Origin of the sequence: Marmoricola sp. URHB0036, from assembly GCF_000426045.1 — a bacterium.
Classification (GTDB): Bacteria; Actinomycetota; Actinomycetes; order Propionibacteriales; family Nocardioidaceae; genus Marmoricola.
This window is the reverse complement of record NZ_KE384490.1, coordinates 684379-702193: the sequence shown is the minus strand read 5'-3', so window position 1 is coordinate 702193 and position 17815 is coordinate 684379. Positions and strand designations below refer to the sequence as shown.

Here is a 17815-nt window from a genome sequence, read left to right as displayed (position 1 = left end):
CACGCTAGGCGGTCAGGCCCGTGTGTCAAACGCGCCGCAGGTCAGGCGCCGCGATGCAGTCCCGGCTGGTGCACCCGTTCGGTCGAGGCTGGGTGGGTGTCGAGCAGCGCGGACGCCCGCGGCGGCCGCGGCACCATGCTGCCGCCGCAGTTGGGGCAGACGCCGCCGAGACACTGCTCCGCGCACGGCGCACACCAGGTGCACTCGAAGCTGCAGATCCGGGCCTCGGCCGAGTCGGGAGGCAGGTCGCGGTCGCAGCACTCGCACGAAGGCAACATCTGCAGCATGTCGAGCAGTATCCCGGTCGCTTCTCGAGGTGTCATCCGCCGCTGTGTCAGGCTCGGGACATGTACTTCATCGTGGTCAAGTTCGAGACCAGGCCCGAGTGGACCGACCGGTGGATGGATCTCGTGGCCGACTTCACGGCGGCGACGCGCGCGGAGCCGGGCAACCTGTGGTTCGAGTGGTCGCGCAGCGTGGAGAACCCCGCCGAGTTCGTCCTCGTCGAGGCGTTCACCGACGACGGAGCCGGCCCGCACGTGAACAGCGCCCACTTCAAGAAGGCCACCCGCGAGCTGGGTCAGGCGCTGGCGTCGACACCGCGGATCGTCAGCCGTCAGGTCGACGGCGAGGGCTGGGACGAGATGGGCGAGATCAGCGTCGACTGAGTTCGGCAAACAGTTTGGATGACGGTGCCTGAATCATCTGACCCCCGCGGGTCAACGCGGCGCACTCTCATGCCGATGTGCGTTGTGGCGACTACGACAGCTGGCGGTGGGCCGCGACCAGCACGTCTCCCACCCTCCGGTGGAACCCGTCTCTGTCTCTGACCTGCAGGGATGGCCGAGCGTCTGATGCAACGTGCGAACCGGCCGCTCTGCCGCGATCCGGGGCGAACACTCCGTCTGCGTTGACGGAACGTTCCAGCAAAGACGCGGTTGTTGGAACGTTCCGTCAAGGCGCCTGAGTCACCTGCCAGCTGGTCCGGCCCCAGAGTGCGCGCCCCCGTTCGACGTCCGGACATGCCGATGTGCGGCTGGCTGGGCCGGTACCTTCGGCGCGTGGATTCGTACCCCGCGATCGCCTTCGGCATCGACCTTCACCTCACACCTACGGCGGAAGGTGGCAGGTCCACGCCCTTGCTCAACGACGCCGACCGAACGTGGGTCTACCGACCCAACTGGGGTCTGCCGAGCATGATCCCTCCTGACCAGAGTGGGGCACCCGTTCTCGCGTTCTCGCGGGATCGAGTCGGCCCAGGTGAAAGCGCCCATGCCGTCATCGTGACTCTGTTCCCCGCGATGGTGGATCAGTGGAACCTTGAGGTTGAACCGGGGGTGGTACTGCCGATGTACGAGGGCGCACGGGTTTGCGGTCACGGCACTGTCCTCTGGCGGGAGCACGTCACGCTCCCGCTGAACGAGGCCGACGAGCATCGTTACCTCAGCTGGCTGGACGGCCCGACAATGCCCCTCGGTCGGGCCTAACGGGAACGCACTCATCTGCCGCGATCCGCCAGGTCATGCCGTGTAGCGAGCGCATGCCCAGGCTCGCCTCTAGGGTTCCGGCTATGTGGTTACTCCGCTCAGCAGCTGTGCTCGCGGCATTGCTCTTGGCTGGTGCTTGCGGCGGGCCGCCGGAGACCAACGCAACAAAGCGGCTCAGCATGAACGATCTCGCCGGGATGCTGGGTTCCACTTCAGCACGATATTGCGGACGCCGCACCCGCACGCTGCGTTCACATCGGCCTGCGTCGGGGGTGATGGCATTGGTCGTGTCAGGTTCAGTGCGTTCGATAGCGACGCCGAACTGAAGAAGTACACCAAGACCGACAAGCGTCTTGTCGTCGGCAAGCGCTGGGTCGTCGACTGCCGATCCGAATCCCAGCAGCTCGCGATTGCGGAGGCGACCCACGGAAAGCGCGTTGGTTGACGGGGTCGGAGCCTGCCTATCCGACACCACTCAGGCATCCGCTCATGCCGCAGTCAGCGCCCCGGTGAGTACTTCCAGGCACCTACTATCCAAACTGTTTGCCGAACTCAGCGTCGACTGATCCAGACATGCGGACGGAGACCGTCCGGAACCCGCTCTAGCGTGTCCTCATGACCGCAGCCGAGAGCGCGGAGCGCTACCCGATCAGGCCGTTGAGCGTGCAGACCTGGGAGGCCTACGCCGCCCTGGCCGAGAAGCACAACGGGGTGTGGGGTGGCTGCTTCTGCACGTGGTTCCACCCGCGCCGCAAGGACGAGGGCCTCGCCGACGTGGTGGAGGCCGGACGGCCCTACAAGGAGCTCCTGGTGCGGGAGGGCAGGGCGCACGCCGCCCTGGTCTTCGACGGCGAGGCGGCGGTGGCCTGGTGCCAGTACGGCACGCCGGAGGAGCTGCCGAACATCTACCACCGCAGGGAATACCTCGCCGGGCTCGAGCAGGCGCCGGACTATCGCCTGACCTGCTTCTTCGTCGACCGCGACTACCGCCGCCGGGGACTCGCACTGGTGGCGCTCCGGGGCGCCCTGGAGCTGATCGCCCAGCAGGGCGGCGGCGTGGTGGAGGGGTATCCGCAGGACACCCCCGGGAAGAAGACCTCGGCCTCGTTCCTCTACAGCGCGACCCGCACCGTCTTCGAGCGGGCCGGCTTCGAGTACGAGCGCAAGAAGGGCACCAAGAACTGCGTGATGCGTACGACGGTCGCCGCCGCCGGCTGAACCGGTCAGTCCTCCTCGGACTCGAACAACGCGCGTCGTTCACGAGCGGTGGCCATCGCAGTCATGAACTTGGTATCGTAGTCGGGGTCGCTCAGCGCGATGGTGGCGACGAGGTGCTCGTTGAGCAGGTTCGCGCCGGTCGGTGACATCTTCTGGAGCACCACCTTGGTGACGCCCTTCGCGTCGTAGTGGGTGGCACGCCACTGTCCCGGGCTTGACGCGGCGGGCAGCTGGTAACGGGCCCGGGTCAGCAACCGGATCGCGCCGTACACCACGAGGCCGATCACGCCGAGCACGACGACCGCGTCCAGGAGCATCATGCCCCCATTGTGGTCTAACGGGGCAGGGCGACCCGCACGAACTGGGGACGGTAGAGGAACGGGTCGTCCTCCACCTTCTGCAGGTCGGTGTTGTTGCGGCTGTAGGAGACCAGCACGCTGCCCGGATCGGCGAGCAGGTCGGGATGCGCCAGCGGCATGTAGCGCAGCTCGCCGGTCTTCAGGTCCGAGGGCAGGTGCCCGACGACGGTGCCGTCGTCGAACGGGCCGGTCGGCGCGGGGGCCGACCAGACGACGAGGTCGGTGCCGAGGAACTCGTCACGCTTGCTCACGGCGTACCACCGGCCGTCCCGGGGGAACACGCTCAGGGTCTGCGAGACCCCCTGGTCGGCGGCGATCAGCTCCTTGGCCTTCGATGGCGAGGCCTGCCACTTCCGGCCGTCCCAGTACCCCCATGTGGAGGGCGTCAGGATGTTCTCGATCCGGGTGCGGGCCACCTGCAGGGAGAACCCGAAGACACCCTTCTCGTCGGGACGCGCGGTCCCGTAGAGGTACACCCAGTCACCCTGGGCCGCTGCCGCCGCACCCCACTGCGGATGGGCTGGGTTCTTGTCGTCAGGCCCGAGGTCCTGCTGCGCGAGCAGCTGCGGCGTCCCACCCTTCTGCACGATGAAGACGGCCACCGAGGAGCCGAGCGACTCGAAGGCGAAGGAGCCGTCGGGGGTGCCGGTCGACTTCACGCGCTGCGTGGCCACCCCGACGAGGTCGTAGTCGGAGCGTTGCACCCGGGCGATCGACATCGGCCAGTAGCCGATCCCGTCGCCGCGGTCCGGGATGATCGCGCCGCGGTCGGCGGGGAGCACGGTCGCCGCGCAGCCGCCACCGAGGACCAGCATCGAGTTGCGGACGAAGCGCTGGCCGGAGAAGTCGGCGGCCCGCAACGTGTCGCCGAAGACCCAGAGACGGCGACCGTCCTGGAGGAGTACGTCGGCACCGACATCGGCCCCCTGGAAGGCCGGCTCGCCGCGCACGTTCCCGGCGAACTGGTTGAGCTCGGCGAGGGTCGAGATCTTCGGCGTGGCCACGCACTGGGTCGTCGAGGCCCCCGGCACCGGCCGGGCGCTGACGACACGAGCCCCGGTGGGCGCGAGCAGGGTGGCCGCCACCACGGTGACCGCCAGCGGCAGGACGAGCGCCACGACGCGCAGCCGCCAGGGCACCGCCTCGATCCGGCGGTGCGGGTCGACCGGGCGTCGCAGCTGCGCCGACGCGACCAGGGCCGCGAGCGAGACCACGATGACACCGCCCAGCACCAGCATCGATCGCAGCGGGACGGCCGAGCCGAACCAGGCGATGGTGCCCGCGATCTCGCGCGTCGCGCCCTGCAGGGTCCAGGGTGCGACCCGCCACCAGAAGCCCGGCAGGAGATGGGGGTCGCGACCCGACATGAGCGGGCCGGCCAGGAAGAGGAACAGCGTGCTGGCGAGGGCCACCCCCACCGGACCGAACAGCACGTCCAGCGCGACCGTCGAGACGGCAGCGGCGTACGTGCACGCGAACCCGAGCGCCCACCAGGCCCACCACGACCCGCCGGCGGCGAGGGCGACGGCCACGACCAGGCTGACTCCCGAACACGCCGCCACGAGCACCAGGTGGGCACGGACGGCCGGTGCGGTCGTCGTACCCCGTCGCCAGCGCACCACTAGCCACAGCACGGCGAGCAGGAACCCCCCGGCCACCCAGCAGCCGCTGACCACGGCCACGGTCGACCGGGCCGGTCCGTCGCGCTCGGTGGGCGGCACCACGCGCGTCACGAAGGTGCGCCCCAGCGGCGTACCGACGCGCGTCGCCATCGTCTTCGCCAGGCTGGTCATCTTCGGGTCGTTCACCGAGGACACGTAGAGGACGTTGCCGGGGGTCGAGGGATCCACCGCGAGAGCGGCGACGACGCCCCCGTTGCGCACGCCGGCACGCGGGTCGTCGCCCTCGGCCACCACCACCGCGTCGAGCGGTTCCCCGGGCAACGCGTTCAGACGGTGCGCGATGCTCTGGGAGACGGCGGCCGGGCCCTCGACAGCGACCGGCACCCGGTGTGGCTCGGCCGTCACCCGGGTGTGGTGCCACGCGAGCAGGCCGACCTGGGCGAGCAGGATCGGCCCGAGGACGGCCCACGTCGTACGCGAGGTGCGTCGGCTCACGCCACCGTCCCGGCCGTGACCGCGCGGGCCGGACCGGACGGACGCACCAGCCGCTTCCGCTTGACCATGAACACGGTCGCACCGAAGGCCATCAGTCCCCACACCACGATCACGAGGATCTCACTGGTCCGCGACCCGACCGCCCCACCGGACGCCAGCTGGCTGGTGGCGTTGACGTACGCCGTCATCGGCATCAGCCCGTTGAGCCGCTGAAGGGCACCGGGCGCCGTCTCCAGCGGTACGACGTTGCCGAGCGCCGCCACCTGGGCCAGCAGGAACAGCACGAACAGCCCGACGCCGACCCCGCCGAGCGCGAGTCGGAGGGCGTAGCCCAGCAACGCGAAGCAGAGCGCCGCCAGCAGGGTCACGAGCACGAACGGCACGATCGCCGCGACGTCCACGCGCAGGACGGCCAGCGCGAGCAGCACGGCCACCGCCTGGGCCATGGCCAGGCCGATGGCCGGGAGGGCCTGCACGATCGCGATCCGGCGCGAGGACACCGGCGCGAGCGAGTTGCGAGCGCCGGCAGAGATGTCCACGCCGAGCGCCCCGGCCAGGGCGGCCAGCCACAGGATGATCGCCAGGATCGCCGCGAGCAGCCAGCCGTTGCCGTGGTCGGTGTACTGCGTCGCGTGCTTCAGGTCGACGGGTTGGCTCACGGTGGTGGCGAGCGCGTCCTGCTGGGAGGTCGTGTACGTCGGGCTCTCCTTCGCGCCCTTGGCCAGGCCACTGCTCAGCGACTGCGCTCCACTGTTGGCCGAGCTCGCGCCCGAGCTCAGGTTGGCGCTCCCGGACGCGAGCGACGTCGCTCCCGACGACGCCTCCTGGGTCCCGCCGGCCAGCGTGCCGGTGGCGCTGTTGACGGTGCTGGCGCCCGACGCCACGGACCGGGCACCGGTCGACACCTTCCCGGCGCTGCCGCTGAGTCGCCCACTGGCGTTGTCCAGCTGCTGCGCCCCGCGGGCGATGCCACGGTCGCCGTCGGCCAGCGCGCCGGCACCGGCCGCGACCGTGGTGTTGGCACGTGCCACTCCCTCCGTGGCACGCGCCAACACGCGGGCAGCCCCGGCCTGGGCAACGGCCCGGTCCCGCGAGCGGTCGAGGGCCCGGCAGAAGCCCACGGACCCACCGGCAGCGGAGCACTGCTGGCTCAGGTCGCGCAGGCCGTCGGCCAGGGTGCCGGTGCCGGTGGACAGTCGGGACGCACCGTCCGCGACGACGTGGGCACCCCTGGCCACCTGCCGGGTGCGTCCGGCGAAGTCGGTCGCCCTCCCGGCGAGCGCACCGCTGCTTCGCGCCAGCTTGGCGGCGCCGCCGTGGAGCTTGCGGGCGCCCTGGGCGAGCTCGCCGGCACCCTTCGCCACCTGGGCGCTGCCGCTGCTGACCGAGGCAGTCCCGGAGCGCAGCTGATCGGCTCCGGCCGCCACCTGGTCGAGGCTGGAGGCGAGGCTGCCGGCGCCGTCGTCGAGCTGGGCGGCGCCCTGGGAGAGCTGCGCGGTCCCGTCGGCGAGCTGCCCGGCGCTGGTCGCGGCCTTCTGGTTCGACTGGGCGATCTGGTTGAACCCGCCGTACACGTTCTTCAGGTAGCCCTGCGTGGACTGGTTGCCGAGCGCGGTGGCTGCCGCCGCGACCACCTGCTCGCTGATGTAGGGCAGTGTCGTGCTGGCCGCACCGTTGCTGCTCAGGGTGAGCTGGCCGCGCACCGGCTTGTCCCCACCGGTCGACACGATCGCGGCCGAGAAGTTCGAGGGGATGGTGAGGACGGCGTAGTACCGGCCCGTCCGCAGGCCGGCCTTGGCGTCCTCGCTGTCGGTGAGGGTCCAGTCGAGCTTGGGGTCCGCGTTCGTCGGGTCGGTGAGCGAGGCCGTCAGCGAGCGGCCGGCGGCCACGGTGGTCGGCTGGGAGACGATCGTGTCGCTGTTCACGATGGCGACCGGCACCTTGTCGAGGTGCTGCTGCCGGTCGGAGGTCGACCAGAGGAGCACCATCGCCGCCAGCAGCGGGAGCAGCAGACCGGGTACGGCGTACCGCGGCCACCGACGTCGTCCGGCACCGGTGTCCTGCTCGTGCTCACTCATGCGTTGCTCCTGCTCCGCTCTCGACGAGCTCAGGTCCTGCCTTCTCGTACGCCGGTGCCGCCGCACCGTCGACCAGGAGCACTGCGAGGCCGCGGCCCGCCAGCTCCTCGGCGAGTGCGCTCGCCGCCGTCCGATGGTCGGCGTCGAGCTCGTCGAGGCCGACGAGCACGATCACCTCGGCGCAGGAGGACACGGCCAGGGCTGCCTCGAGCACCGCGCCGCGCAACGACTCGCCGGTCGTGCCGGACAGCTCGGCGACCAGACCGGCTGCCCGGACGGCGTACGCCTGTCGTTGCCGGGGCGAGAAGCTGACCAACCTGGCCCGGGCGGCCACCAGGCGCTCGGCGTCCACCGGTGGTGGGGCGGCCAGGTCGACCATCGTGGCCACCTGGTTCACGGCCTCGCGCTGCTCGGGCAGCAGCAGCCCGGCCACGAGCAGGCGACCGCTCGCCGGACGCGACCGGCCGGCCAGGACGCTGCCGAGGGCGCGGTCACCACGCACCCTGGTCACCCGGGACGGACGCCCCACGACGTCGACCGGGTGGTCGCCGGCGTGCACGACGAGGTCGGTGGCGAGTACGGCGGCCACGCCGTGCTCGGACTCCCACGACTCGAACTCGACCTTGCGGTGCAGGGCCGCACCCTCGACGTCGACCTCGGGCAGCAGCCGGTCCAGCCAGCCCGGCAGCCACCAGGCTCGCCGGCCGAGCAGCACGAGCACCGCCGGCACCAGCGTCATCCGCACGACGAACGCGTCGACGAAGACCCCGACGGCCAGGCCGAGGGCGATCGGCTTGATGGTGGCCGACCCACCCGGGATGAAGGCCACGAAGACGCTCGACATGATCAGCGCCGCTGCGGTGACGACCTTGGCCGAGGCACGGAAGCCACGGTGCACAGCCTGAACCGCGTCACCGGACTGGACGTACTCCTCCCGCATGGCCGAGACCAGGAACATCTCGTAGTCCATGGCCAGCCCGAACAGCACGCCCATCACGAAGATCGGCAGGAAACTGACGATGGGACCGGGGTTCTCCCCCATCACGCTGGAGAGCCAGCCCCACTGGAAGACAGCGACGACGGCACCGAGGGCCACCCCGACCGAGAGCAGGTAGCCGAGGGTCGCCTTGATCGGGACGGCGATCGAGCGGAACACGATCATCAGCAGCACCAGCGACAGGCCGATGACGATGCAGGCGAAGGGCAGCAGCGCGCCGCCGAGCCGTTCCGAGACGTCGATGTTGATGGCCGTCTGCCCAGTGACGAGGATGTGGCTGACGCCGTACTCCTTCTCCCAGCCGGGCGCTCGCTTGCGCAGCTCGCGGACCAGGTCGCTGGTGGACGCGGCCGTCTGGCCGGCTGAGGGGATGGCCTGGATCAGGGCGGTGTCGGCACCGGAGTTGGGTGTGGCCTGGGTGACGGCGACGACGTCCGGGACGGTCTTGACCGCATCGGACAGCTTGCTGACGGTGCCCTTCGGGTCGGTGCTGGCGATGACGTCGGCCGCGATGGACAAGGGTGCGTTGTAGCCCTCGCCGAAGGCGAGCGTGATCTTGTCGTAGGTCTGGCGCTGGGTCGACGAGGTGGGCGCCGTGCTGTTGTCCGGCAGCGAGAGTCGCATGCTGGCGGCCGGCACCGCCGCGAGTGCGAGCAAGCCGAGGACCGCCACGATGGTGAGGACCGGAAGGCGCGTGACGGTGCGCACCCAGAACGCGCCGAAGCCGGCCCGGGCCGGCTTCGGTGGCCGCGGCTTCCGCTTCCGCTTCTCCTTCTTCGGCGGACGTGCCGCCCGGGGCCGGAGGCGCTCGCCGAAGAGCAGGGCCACCGCCGGGACAAGGGTCAGGGCGATGATCACCGCGATGGTGACCGCTGCCGCTGCGGCCAGCCCCATGACGGTGAGTACCGGGATCTTCGCCACCGAGAGCCCGGCCAGGGCGATCACCACGGTGGCACCTGCGAAGACCACTGCGCTGCCGGCCGTGGCCAGCGCCCGCGACATCGACTCGGCCGGCGAGAGTCCTTCGCCGAGATGGCGTCGGTGGCGCGACAGGATGAACAGTGCGTAGTCGATACCGACTGCCAGGCCGAGCATCTCCGCCAGCGTCGGGGCGTTGCTCGACACGGTGGCGAGCGACGAGACCAGGACCACCGAGCTCAGCGTGACGCCGACCCCGATCAACGATGAGACGATCGGCATGCCGGCGGGCAGCAGGGCGCCGAAGGTGATCGCGAGGATCACGAACGACACGAGCAGGCCGAGGAGCTCGGGAACGTGGCTCGGCTCCGCCGTGGCCTTGTAGGCATCGCCGCCCACCGAGGTCGTGATCGTCGAGGACCTCGGGGGCGTTGCTGCCTCCTGCACCGCGTCGAGGGTGGCTTGCGACGGCACCTTGTCGGTGAACCGGAGCTGGGCGATCGTCGAGGTGTCGTCGTTGGACAGCACCGGGTCGTCGGCGGTGAGCGGGTTGCTGACGCTGACACCGTGCACGGCGTTGGTCGTCTTGATGATCTGGGCGACGTCGGCGGAGCTCGTCTCGTCGGTGATCTTGCCGGAGGTGGCGGTCAGCAGCACCTGGCCGTTGGCCCCGGTCAGGCCGAACCGGGCGCTGAGCACGTCCTGGCCCTGCTGCGACTCGGTACCGGGGATGGCGACCGAGTCGTCGTACTTGTCACCCAGCATGGTGGCTCCGCCAGCCGCGAGCACGAGCAGCAGGAACCAGACGGCCAGCACGACGCCTCGGCGCCGGGCGATCGCCCCACCGAGGCGGAACAGCATCATGGACACGTCAGGCTCCCGTGAGATCGCGCTCGCATGTTGTGGCAGTCATGCTGTCAGAACATACGGAGAGCGGAACCGCGGAGCAGCCCGACGCGCGACCGGTCTAGACGCCTCGAGGTGCGCCGAGCAGGGCCCGCAGTGCCTGCACGAGCACCTGTCGGGTGCGGGCGGGCGAGAGCCCCCGCTCCACGCGCAGCGCCTCGAGGGCCTCGAACTGGCAGAGCACGTCCACCGCGGCCAGCAGGTCGGTCCCCTCAGCGCCAGGGAGGGCGTCCACCTCCCTGGCGAACTGCTGACGCGTCTGGTCGGTGAGCTGGGAACGACGTTGCCGCACGACCTCGGCGATCACCGGGGCGGCGGCAGCCGCCTGCAGCGCCGCCCGCGCCGTGGGTGCCAGCTTGTCGTAGAGCTCGATGCGGTGGTCGACGAAGCGCTCGATGCGCTCCCCCAGCGGCCCGGAGCCGAGGTGGTCGATGCGGAAGAACGGCTCGGCCACCTGCATGCGCCGGACGAGGGCGGCCTGGAGGAGCTCGTCGCGGTCCGGGAAGTAGCGGTAGATGGACCGCAGCGAGACGCCGGACTTCAGGGCGACGTCCTCGACCGTGGGGAGCCGGTGCCCCTCCACGAACAGCTGGTGAACCGCGTCCAGCACGGCGTCGGTGTTGCGGTGGCGCCGCGCCGTGCGGCCGTCGAGCTCGACTGATGAACTCACGCGCGCCACCGTAACGCTCGCTGCTGGCTCCCGTGGCCGAGTCCGGGCGATCGTCTCGGTGTCCGGCGGGTCGACCACGCGACCACGTGGACCCGACACACGCACTAGGTTGGAGCCGTGACCGAGGTGCCGCTGTTCCCCCTGAACACGGTGATGTTTCCCGGTGTCGTGACTCCGCTGCACATCTTCGAGGAGCGCTACCGCACCCTGATCCGGGAGCTGGTCGGCATCGAGAGCGTCTTCGACCGCGTCTTCGGCGTGATCGCGATCCGCGAGGGCTACGAGGTCGGCGACCACGGCATGCAGTCCGCGCACCGGATCGGCACGCTGGTGCAGCTGACCGAGGTGGAGCCGTACGACGACGGCCGCTTCGACATCCAGGTGATCGGTCGCCAGCGACTGCGCGTGACCGAGTCGGACAACTCGGGGCCGTTCCTCCGCGGCGAGGTCGAGCTGCTGCCCGACACCGACGAGCCGGACGCGGTGGCGGAGGCCGAGCGCACCCTGAACACCTTCGAGATCTACCGCGAGGCGCTCTCCGAGCTGCGCGGTGGTCCGGTCCTCGCCGGCGAGATGCCCACCGATCCGGCGTACCTCTCCTACGCGCTGGCCAGCACCTGCCTGCTGACCCTCCCCCAGCGCCAGGCCCTGCTGGAGGCCGACAGTGCCCAGGAGCGGCTCGGCATGCTCCGGCGCACCCTGCACGAGGAGATGCGTGCGATGCGCGCCCTCCCCTCCCTGCCCGCGACCGAGGTGGCTCGCACCCGCTGGTCCCCCAACTGACCGCCCCGATGGCACGGCGAACGGGAGCAGGGGGCACGCCCGCGACGGTGGCCCTGGAGAAGGCGGGGGTCGCGTTCACGCGGCACAGCTATGAGCACGACCCGGCTGCCTCGTCGTACGGGCTCGAGGCGGCGGAGGCCCTCGGGCTGGACCCGGCGGCGGTCTTCAAGACCCTGCTCGCCGAGGTCGACGGCGGCCTGGCGGTCGGCATCGTCCCGGTCACCGGCCAGCTCGACCTCAAGGCCCTGGCGGCGGCGCTCGGCGCCAAGCGGGCCGCGATGGCCGACCCTGCGGTCGCGGAGCGTACGACGGGCTACGTCGTCGGCGGCATCTCCCCGATCGGCCAGAAACGGCGTCTGCCCACCGTGCTGGACGTATCGGCCCTCGACCTGCCGACCGTCTACGTCAGCGGTGGCAAGCGCGGCCTCGACCTGGGACTCGACCCGCGCGACCTGGTCCGGCTGCTGGAGGCCCAGGTCGCGCCCATCGGGCGCTAGGCCTACTTCAGGGCGACCCGCACCAGGCCGTGGGAGACCTCGCCGTCGGTCCACGCGCTGATCCCGAGCGCGCGCAGCACCGCGAGGTTGTCGGCGACCTCCTTGTCGTCGGAGCCACCCTCCTCGCGGATGGTCTTGAGCACGGCCTGGCCCCACTCGCCGTCGAAGTCGACGTAGCCGACCATCTGGGCGTCGTCGGCGTGGGGTACGGCGTCCTTGAACCCCGCGTCGTCGGAGAGCTTGCCGGTGCCGAGCAGCTGGTCGGCGTACTGCTCGTTGCTGGCCAGGACGACCTTGCCGTCCCCGCTCTTCTTGACGACCTGCAGGTCGGCCAGCGAACCACCGAGGGCCTTCTCCAGCTTGGCGATCACCGCGTCGATGCCGGCCGAGTCGCCGTGGATCAACGCCCCCAGCGAGACGTCGCCCGGCTCGTTGATCGAGGTGAGGTCGTCCGGGGCGTCACCACCGAGGCTGATGCTGATGGACTTGCCGAGCAGGGTCTCGAGGTCCTTCGGGAAGTCGAGGCCGAGCATGCTGCCGAGGAACTCCGAGCCTGACCCGTTGGGGTCGGCGTCCTCGAGCAGCTTGAAGGCCCGGGGCGGGACCGCGAAGGCCAGCAGCATGGCCGTGTCGGCAGGCATCGCCGAGACGTGGTCGGCCACCGTGGCCGAGGTGCGGGTCGCCTTGCCGCCGCTGCCGGCCGCCGACAGCTCGATGCCGCCGTCGGCGAAGCGGAGCACCGCGCCGGCCCCCTGGAAGTCCTTGTAGCCGGCGAGCATGTCGGCGAGCTGCTCCTCGTCGTCGGAGCCCGCGGGGCCGTCCACGAGGCCGCCGAGACCACCGGATCCCGAGCTCAGCGCCTCGGACATCACGTCGACCGCCTTGCGACCGACGTAGGCGTTCATGATCCCGGCGCCGCCCGCCTCGTCGGTCCACTTCTGGAAGTCGTCGTTCTCCGACAGCGGCGACTTCTTGCCGTCGGCGGCGATCTCCTTGGCGTGCGCGTTGCTGTCGCTGATCACGATGTAGTCGTCGGCCAGGGTCCAGCCGAGAGGGCCGCTGTCGTCGACACACTTCAGGAGCCGGGCGAAGCCTCCCTTGGCGTTGTCGGCGTCACTGACCTGCAGCGCAGCGACCGGCACCGGCTTCCCGTCGAGCTCCACCCCGCCGAAGCCGAGGCGCTGGCCGATCCAGGACTTGACGTCGCGCTCGTAGTCGAGGCTCTTGCAGGTGCCGTCCTTCTGCATCTCCTCGAAGAGCCGCTTGAGCGGGTCGGAGTCGGGCTTGAGGCCGACGTCGTCGCGGAAGCTGGGGAACTTGCGCAGGGTCTTGATGGCCTCGACCTTCTGCCCGCCTGAGGGGTTCAGGTCGACGGTGACGAGGGCGAAGGTCGAGGCCGGCAGTACCTCGGCCGGCCGGGGACCGGCGCCGTTGAACCAGCGCCAGGCGGCGAAGCCGCCGGCCGCGACCAGGACGACCACCACGACCGACGCCACGACGGCGACGACGCCCCAGGACCTGCGCGGCTCAGGCGGCGGTGAGTACTCGGGCAGGACGGTGGTGTGCTCGGACATGCTTCCCCCGGGGTGACGTCATTTTTCCGGCAGGGTACCGGCTTCGGGCTCCTCCTCGGCCGGTTTGATGACCCAGAGGTAGAGCATGGCGCCGAAGGCCGCCGCGATGGGCCACACCCAGGCCACCCCGTGGGCGTGCAGGACCAGCTGCTCGGAGACGTGGGCACCGTCGGGGAGCTTGCGCAGGGCCGCGACCGGGTCACCGGGCCCGAAGGCGTCGCCGGACTGGATCATCAGCCAGGAGGCCAGTCCCCCGCCCAGGGTCACCAGCACCACGGTAAGGATCGGGTCGCGGTGTCGCCACACCTGCAGGACCACGCCGCTGACCAGCCCACCGACCAGGGCGATGACGAAGAACCAGCCGTCCATCCCGACCTGCTTGGCCAGCTCCTCGGAGGCGACCGTGGCGTTGTTGCCCTCCTTGACCACCTGGGGGAAGGACACGACGTGCGCCCACAGCCAGCCCCCGACCAGGCCCGCCGCGGCGAACCAGACGGCGACGACCAGGACGTCCAGCAGGGCGGGCACGACCTGGGACGAGGCCGGGGTCGGGTCGCTCGGGGCGTCCAGGTCCGGCTGGGTCTCCGGGGTCATCCCAGGCATCCCGGCCCGAGCAGGTGCTTGAGGTCGCCGTACAGCGCCGGGGAGGCGGACACGCGCAGGCGGTCGTCGAGCCGGAGCACCCGGGTGGCGCCGCGGGTGACCAGCTTCAGCCTCACCTCGGTGGTGCCGGGGTGGGTGCGGAGCACCTCCTTGAGCTGCTCGACCACCGGTGGCGTGCACCGGGTCGAGGGCATCGTGATCAGCACCGGCCCGACCCCGCGGTCGTCCATCGCCGGCGTGGACACGCTCTTGCCGCGCAGCTCGGGCTGGTCCTTGCTGCGGTCGAGCCGGCCCTGGACCGCGATCACGGTGTCCTCGACGAGGAGGGTGCTGGCCAGCTGGTAGTCGCTGGGGAAGAACAGGACGTCGATGGCGCCCTCGAGGTCCTCGACCGTGACGATCGCCCAGGCGTTGCCGGTCTTGGTGATCTTGCGCGTCACGGTGGTGATCAGGCCGCAGATGGTGACCGGGGCGTTCTCGGAGCGCTCCTCGTCGGTCAGCAGCTGGCCGATGGTGCAGTCGGCGGCGTTGGCCAGGACGTGCTCGAGACCGGTCAGCGGATGGTCGGAGACGTAGAGCCCGAGCATCTCCCGCTCGTGGCCGAGCAGCGTCTGCTTGTCCCACTCCTCGATGTCGGGCACCACCACACTCACGCCGAAGCCCGCACTGTCGTCGTCGAGCCCGCCGAAGAGCGAGTCCTGGCCGATGGCCTGGTTGCGCTTGATGTCGACGTACTGGTCGACCGCCTGCTCGTGGACCGCCAGCAAGGCGCGGCGGCCGTGCTTCATCTCGTCGTAGGCGCCGGCCTTGATCAGCGACTCCACCAGCCGCTTGTTGCAGACCTGCGCCGGGACCTTGCCCATGAAGTCGGCGAAGTCGGTGAACCGTCCCTGCTCGCGGCGGGTGGCGATGATCTGCTCGACGACGTTCCAGCCGACGTTGCGAACGGCAGTGAGGCCGAAGCGGATGTCGGTGCCGACCGGGGTGAAGTTGGCCTGTGACTCGTTGACGTCGGGCGGCAGGACCTGGATCTTCATCCGGCGACACTCGTTGAGGTAGATCGCCATCTTGTCCTTGTCGTCCTTGACCGAGGTCAGGAGCGCGGCCATGTACTCGGCCGGGTAGTTGGCCTTGAGGTAGGCCGTCCAGTAGGACACCAGGCCGTACGCCGCCGAGTGGGCCTTGTTGAAGGCGTAGTCGGAGAACGGCAGCAGGGTGTCCCACAGGGTCTTGATCGCCCCGTGGGAGAAGCCGCGCTCGGTCATGCCGGCCGAGAAGGTCTCGAACTGCTTGTCCAGCTCCTCCTTCTTCTTCTTGCCCATCGCGCGCCGCAGCAGGTCGGCCTGGCCCAGCGTGTAGCCGGCCAGCTGCTGGGCGATCGCCATCACCTGCTCCTGGTAGACGATCAGGCCGTAGGTCTCGCCGAGCACGTCCTCGAGCGCCTCGGCCAGCTCGGGGTGCAGCGGCTCGACCTGCTCGCGGCCGGTCTTGCGGCGGGCGTACTTGTTGTGGGAGTCGGCTCCCATCGGGCCCGGCCGGTACAGCGCGCCAACGGCGGAGATGTCCTCGAAGGTGTCGGGCTGCATGCTGCGCAGCAGGGCCCGCATCGGGCCGCCGTCGAGCTGGAAGACGCCGAGGGTGTCACCGCGCTGGAGCAGCTTGTAGGTCAGCTCGTCGGTTAGCTCGAGCTCCTCGAGGACGACCTTCTCGCCGCGGTTGGACTCGATGTTGATCAGGGCATCGTCGAGGACCGTCAGGTTGCGCAACCCGAGGAAGTCCATCTTGATCAGGCCGAGCTTCTCGCAGGTCGGGTAGTCGAACTGGGTGATCACCGCGCCGTCGGCCGGACGTCGCATCACCGGGATGACGTCGAGCAGCGGCTCGCTGGACATGATCACCCCGGCCGCGTGGACGCCCCACTGGCGCTTGAGGCCCTCGATGCCGATCGCGGTGTCGACGACCGTCTTGACGTCGTTGTCGCCGTCGTAGAGCTGCCGGAACTCGCCACCCTCGTTGTAGCGCTTGTGCTCGGGGTCGAAGATCTCCTTGAGCGGTACGTCCTTGCCCATCACCGCAGCCGGCATCGCCTTGGTGATCCGGTCGCCCATGGCGAAGGGGTAGCCGAGGATCCGCGAGGAGTCCTTGACCGCCTGCTTGGCCTTGATGGTGCCGTAGGTGACGATCATCGAGACCCGGTCGTCGCCGTACTTGTCGGAGACGTAGCGGATCACCTCGCCGCGACGACGCTCGTCGAAGTCGATGTCGAAGTCGGGCATCGAGACGCGGTCGGGGTTGAGGAAGCGCTCGAAGATCAGGCCGTGCTTGAGCGGGTCGAGGTCGGTGATGCGCATCGCGTAGGCGCACATCGAGCCCGCACCCGAGCCGCGGCCCGGGCCGACGCGGATGCCGTTGTCCTTGGCCCAGTTGATGAAGTCGGCCACGACGAGGAAGTAGCCCGGGAAGCCCATCCCGGTGATCACGCCGACCTCGAAGTCGGCCTGCTTGCGGACCGCGTCGGGGATGCCGTCGGGGTAGCGGAAGCGCAGCCCCTTCTCCACCTCCTTGACGAACCAGGAGTTCTCGTCCTCGCCCTCGGGGACCGGGAAGCGCGGCATGTAGGTGCCGTTGCCCTCGGTGAACTCCACGTCGCAGCGCTCGGCGATCAGCAGGGTGTTGTCGCAGGCCTCCGGGAGACCGTTGCGGTCGGCCCACAGCTCGCGCATCTCGGCGGCCGACTTGATGTAGTAGCCGTCGCCCTGGAACTTGAACCGCTTGGGGTCGCTCATCATGCTGCCCGAGGACACGCACAGGAGGTGCTCCTGGGAGGGCGCGTCCTCCTTGAGCACGTAGTGGGAGTCGTTGGTGGCGACCGGTGGGATGCCGAGGTCCTTGCTCAGCCGGAGCAGGCCGTCACGGACCCGGGTCTCGATGGTGAGGCCGTGGTCCATCAGCTCGAGGAAGTAGTTGTCCTTGCCGAGGATGTCCTGGAAGTCGGCGGCCGCCTGGCGGGCCTTGTCGTAGTCGCCGATGCGCAGCCAGGTCTGGACCTCGCCGCTCGGGCACCCGGTGGTGGCGATCAGCCCGTCGGCGTACTCCGTCAAGAGCTCGCGGTCGGCGCGTGGCTGGTAGAAGAAGCCCTCCATCGAGGCCCGCGAGGAGAGCCGGAAGAGGTTGTGCATGCCCTTGGTGTTCTCCGCGAGCAGCGTCATGTGGGTGTAGGCGCCGGAGCCGGAGACGTCGTCGTCACCGCCGTCGTTCCAGCGCACCCGCTTCTTGTCGAACCGGGAGGTGTTGGGGGTGAAGTAGGCCTCCATGCCGATGATCGGCTTGACCCCCGCGGCCCGCCCCTTGGCCCAGAAGTCGTAGGCGCCGAACACGTTGCCGTGGTCGGTCATCGCGATCGCGTCCATGCCGAGCTCGGCGGTCCGGTCGAACATGTCCCCCAGCCGCGCCGCACCGTCCAGCATGGAGTACTCGGTGTGGACGTGGAGGTGGACGAAGCCGTCCCGGCCGGCGGTCCCAAGTGACATGGAGGTCGATCAGCCCTTCCCGGAGCTCTGGGTGGACACGGCAGTCTTACGCCCAGGCCGACGCCTGGTTGGTGCTGG

13 protein-coding genes are annotated in these 17815 nt (G+C 70.1%); 4 read left to right on the top strand and 9 right to left on the bottom strand.

Annotated elements, in window-relative coordinates; all coding sequences use genetic code 11:
- Window positions 1–41: 41 nt before the first annotated feature.
- Window positions 42–287: a DUF1272 domain-containing protein gene (locus H976_RS0123545; RefSeq protein ID WP_027863518.1), complete on the bottom strand. Its 246-nt coding sequence runs from the start codon at window positions 285–287 to the stop codon at window positions 42–44.
- A gap of 60 nt (window positions 288–347) precedes the next feature.
- Here H976_RS0123545 and H976_RS0123540 point away from each other — a divergent pair, with 60 nt between their 5' ends.
- Window positions 348–668, top strand: a complete 321-nt coding sequence (locus H976_RS0123540) for a putative quinol monooxygenase (protein ID WP_027863517.1) — start codon at window positions 348–350, stop codon at window positions 666–668.
- Window positions 669–2102: 1434 nt separating this feature from the next.
- On the top strand, window positions 2103–2705 hold the full coding sequence (locus H976_RS0123530; RefSeq protein WP_027863515.1) for a hypothetical protein: 603 nt from the start codon (window positions 2103–2105) through the stop codon (window positions 2703–2705).
- Between the two features lie 5 nt (window positions 2706–2710).
- On the opposite strand, the gene H976_RS0123525 is transcribed toward H976_RS0123530, so the two are convergent.
- The 5 genes from H976_RS0123525 to H976_RS0123505 all read right to left on the bottom strand — a co-directional run bounded on the left by H976_RS0123525 (window position 2711) and on the right by H976_RS0123505 (window position 10750).
- Window positions 2711–3025 carry a hypothetical protein gene (locus tag H976_RS0123525; protein ID WP_027863514.1) on the bottom strand — a complete coding sequence of 105 codons (315 nt, stop codon included), beginning with the start codon at window positions 3023–3025 and terminating at the stop codon, window positions 2711–2713.
- 14 nt (window positions 3026–3039) lie between these two features.
- Window positions 3040–5181 carry a DUF4185 domain-containing protein gene (locus H976_RS0123520; RefSeq protein ID WP_027863513.1) on the bottom strand — a complete coding sequence of 714 codons (2142 nt, stop codon included), beginning with the start codon at window positions 5179–5181 and terminating at the stop codon, window positions 3040–3042.
- Window positions 5178–7259, bottom strand: a complete 2082-nt coding sequence (locus H976_RS0123515) for a YhgE/Pip family protein (protein WP_027863512.1) — start codon at window positions 7257–7259, stop codon at window positions 5178–5180. Before H976_RS0123515 ends, H976_RS0123520 begins: the two co-directional genes overlap by 4 nt.
- Complete coding sequence (locus H976_RS28320) at window positions 7252–10038, bottom strand: MMPL family transporter (RefSeq protein ID WP_231389041.1); 2787 nt, start codon at window positions 10036–10038, stop codon at window positions 7252–7254. The genes H976_RS0123515 and H976_RS28320 overlap by 8 nt, the downstream gene beginning before the upstream one ends.
- A gap of 103 nt (window positions 10039–10141) precedes the next feature.
- Window positions 10142–10750, bottom strand: a complete 609-nt coding sequence (locus tag H976_RS0123505; RefSeq protein ID WP_027863511.1) for a TetR/AcrR family transcriptional regulator — start codon at window positions 10748–10750, stop codon at window positions 10142–10144.
- A gap of 117 nt (window positions 10751–10867) precedes the next feature.
- On the opposite strand from H976_RS0123505, the gene H976_RS0123500 reads away from it, so the two are divergent.
- Both H976_RS0123500 and ybaK read left to right on the top strand, forming a co-directional pair.
- A complete protein-coding gene (locus H976_RS0123500; protein WP_231389033.1) occupies window positions 10868–11533 on the top strand; it encodes an LON peptidase substrate-binding domain-containing protein in 666 nt (221 codons plus the stop codon).
- 8 nt (window positions 11534–11541) lie between these two features.
- Window positions 11542–12030: a Cys-tRNA(Pro) deacylase gene (gene ybaK, locus H976_RS0123495; RefSeq protein WP_027863509.1), complete on the top strand. Its 489-nt coding sequence runs from the start codon at window positions 11542–11544 to the stop codon at window positions 12028–12030.
- A gap of 2 nt (window positions 12031–12032) precedes the next feature.
- On the opposite strand, the gene H976_RS28315 is transcribed toward ybaK, so the two are convergent.
- Genes H976_RS28315 through dnaE form a run of 3 tightly spaced genes read right to left on the bottom strand, consistent with a single transcriptional unit; the run spans window position 12033 to window position 17737 of the window.
- Entirely contained in the window at window positions 12033–13604 is a 1572-nt protein-coding gene (locus H976_RS28315) for a hypothetical protein (RefSeq protein ID WP_036227702.1), read from the bottom strand.
- Between the two features lie 18 nt (window positions 13605–13622).
- Entirely contained in the window at window positions 13623–14198 is a 576-nt protein-coding gene (locus H976_RS0123485; protein ID WP_027863508.1) for a hypothetical protein, read from the bottom strand.
- Entirely contained in the window at window positions 14195–17737 is a 3543-nt protein-coding gene (dnaE, locus tag H976_RS0123480) for a DNA polymerase III subunit alpha (RefSeq protein ID WP_027863507.1), read from the bottom strand. Before dnaE ends, H976_RS0123485 begins: the two co-directional genes overlap by 4 nt.
- Between the last annotated feature and the right edge of the window lie 78 nt (window positions 17738–17815).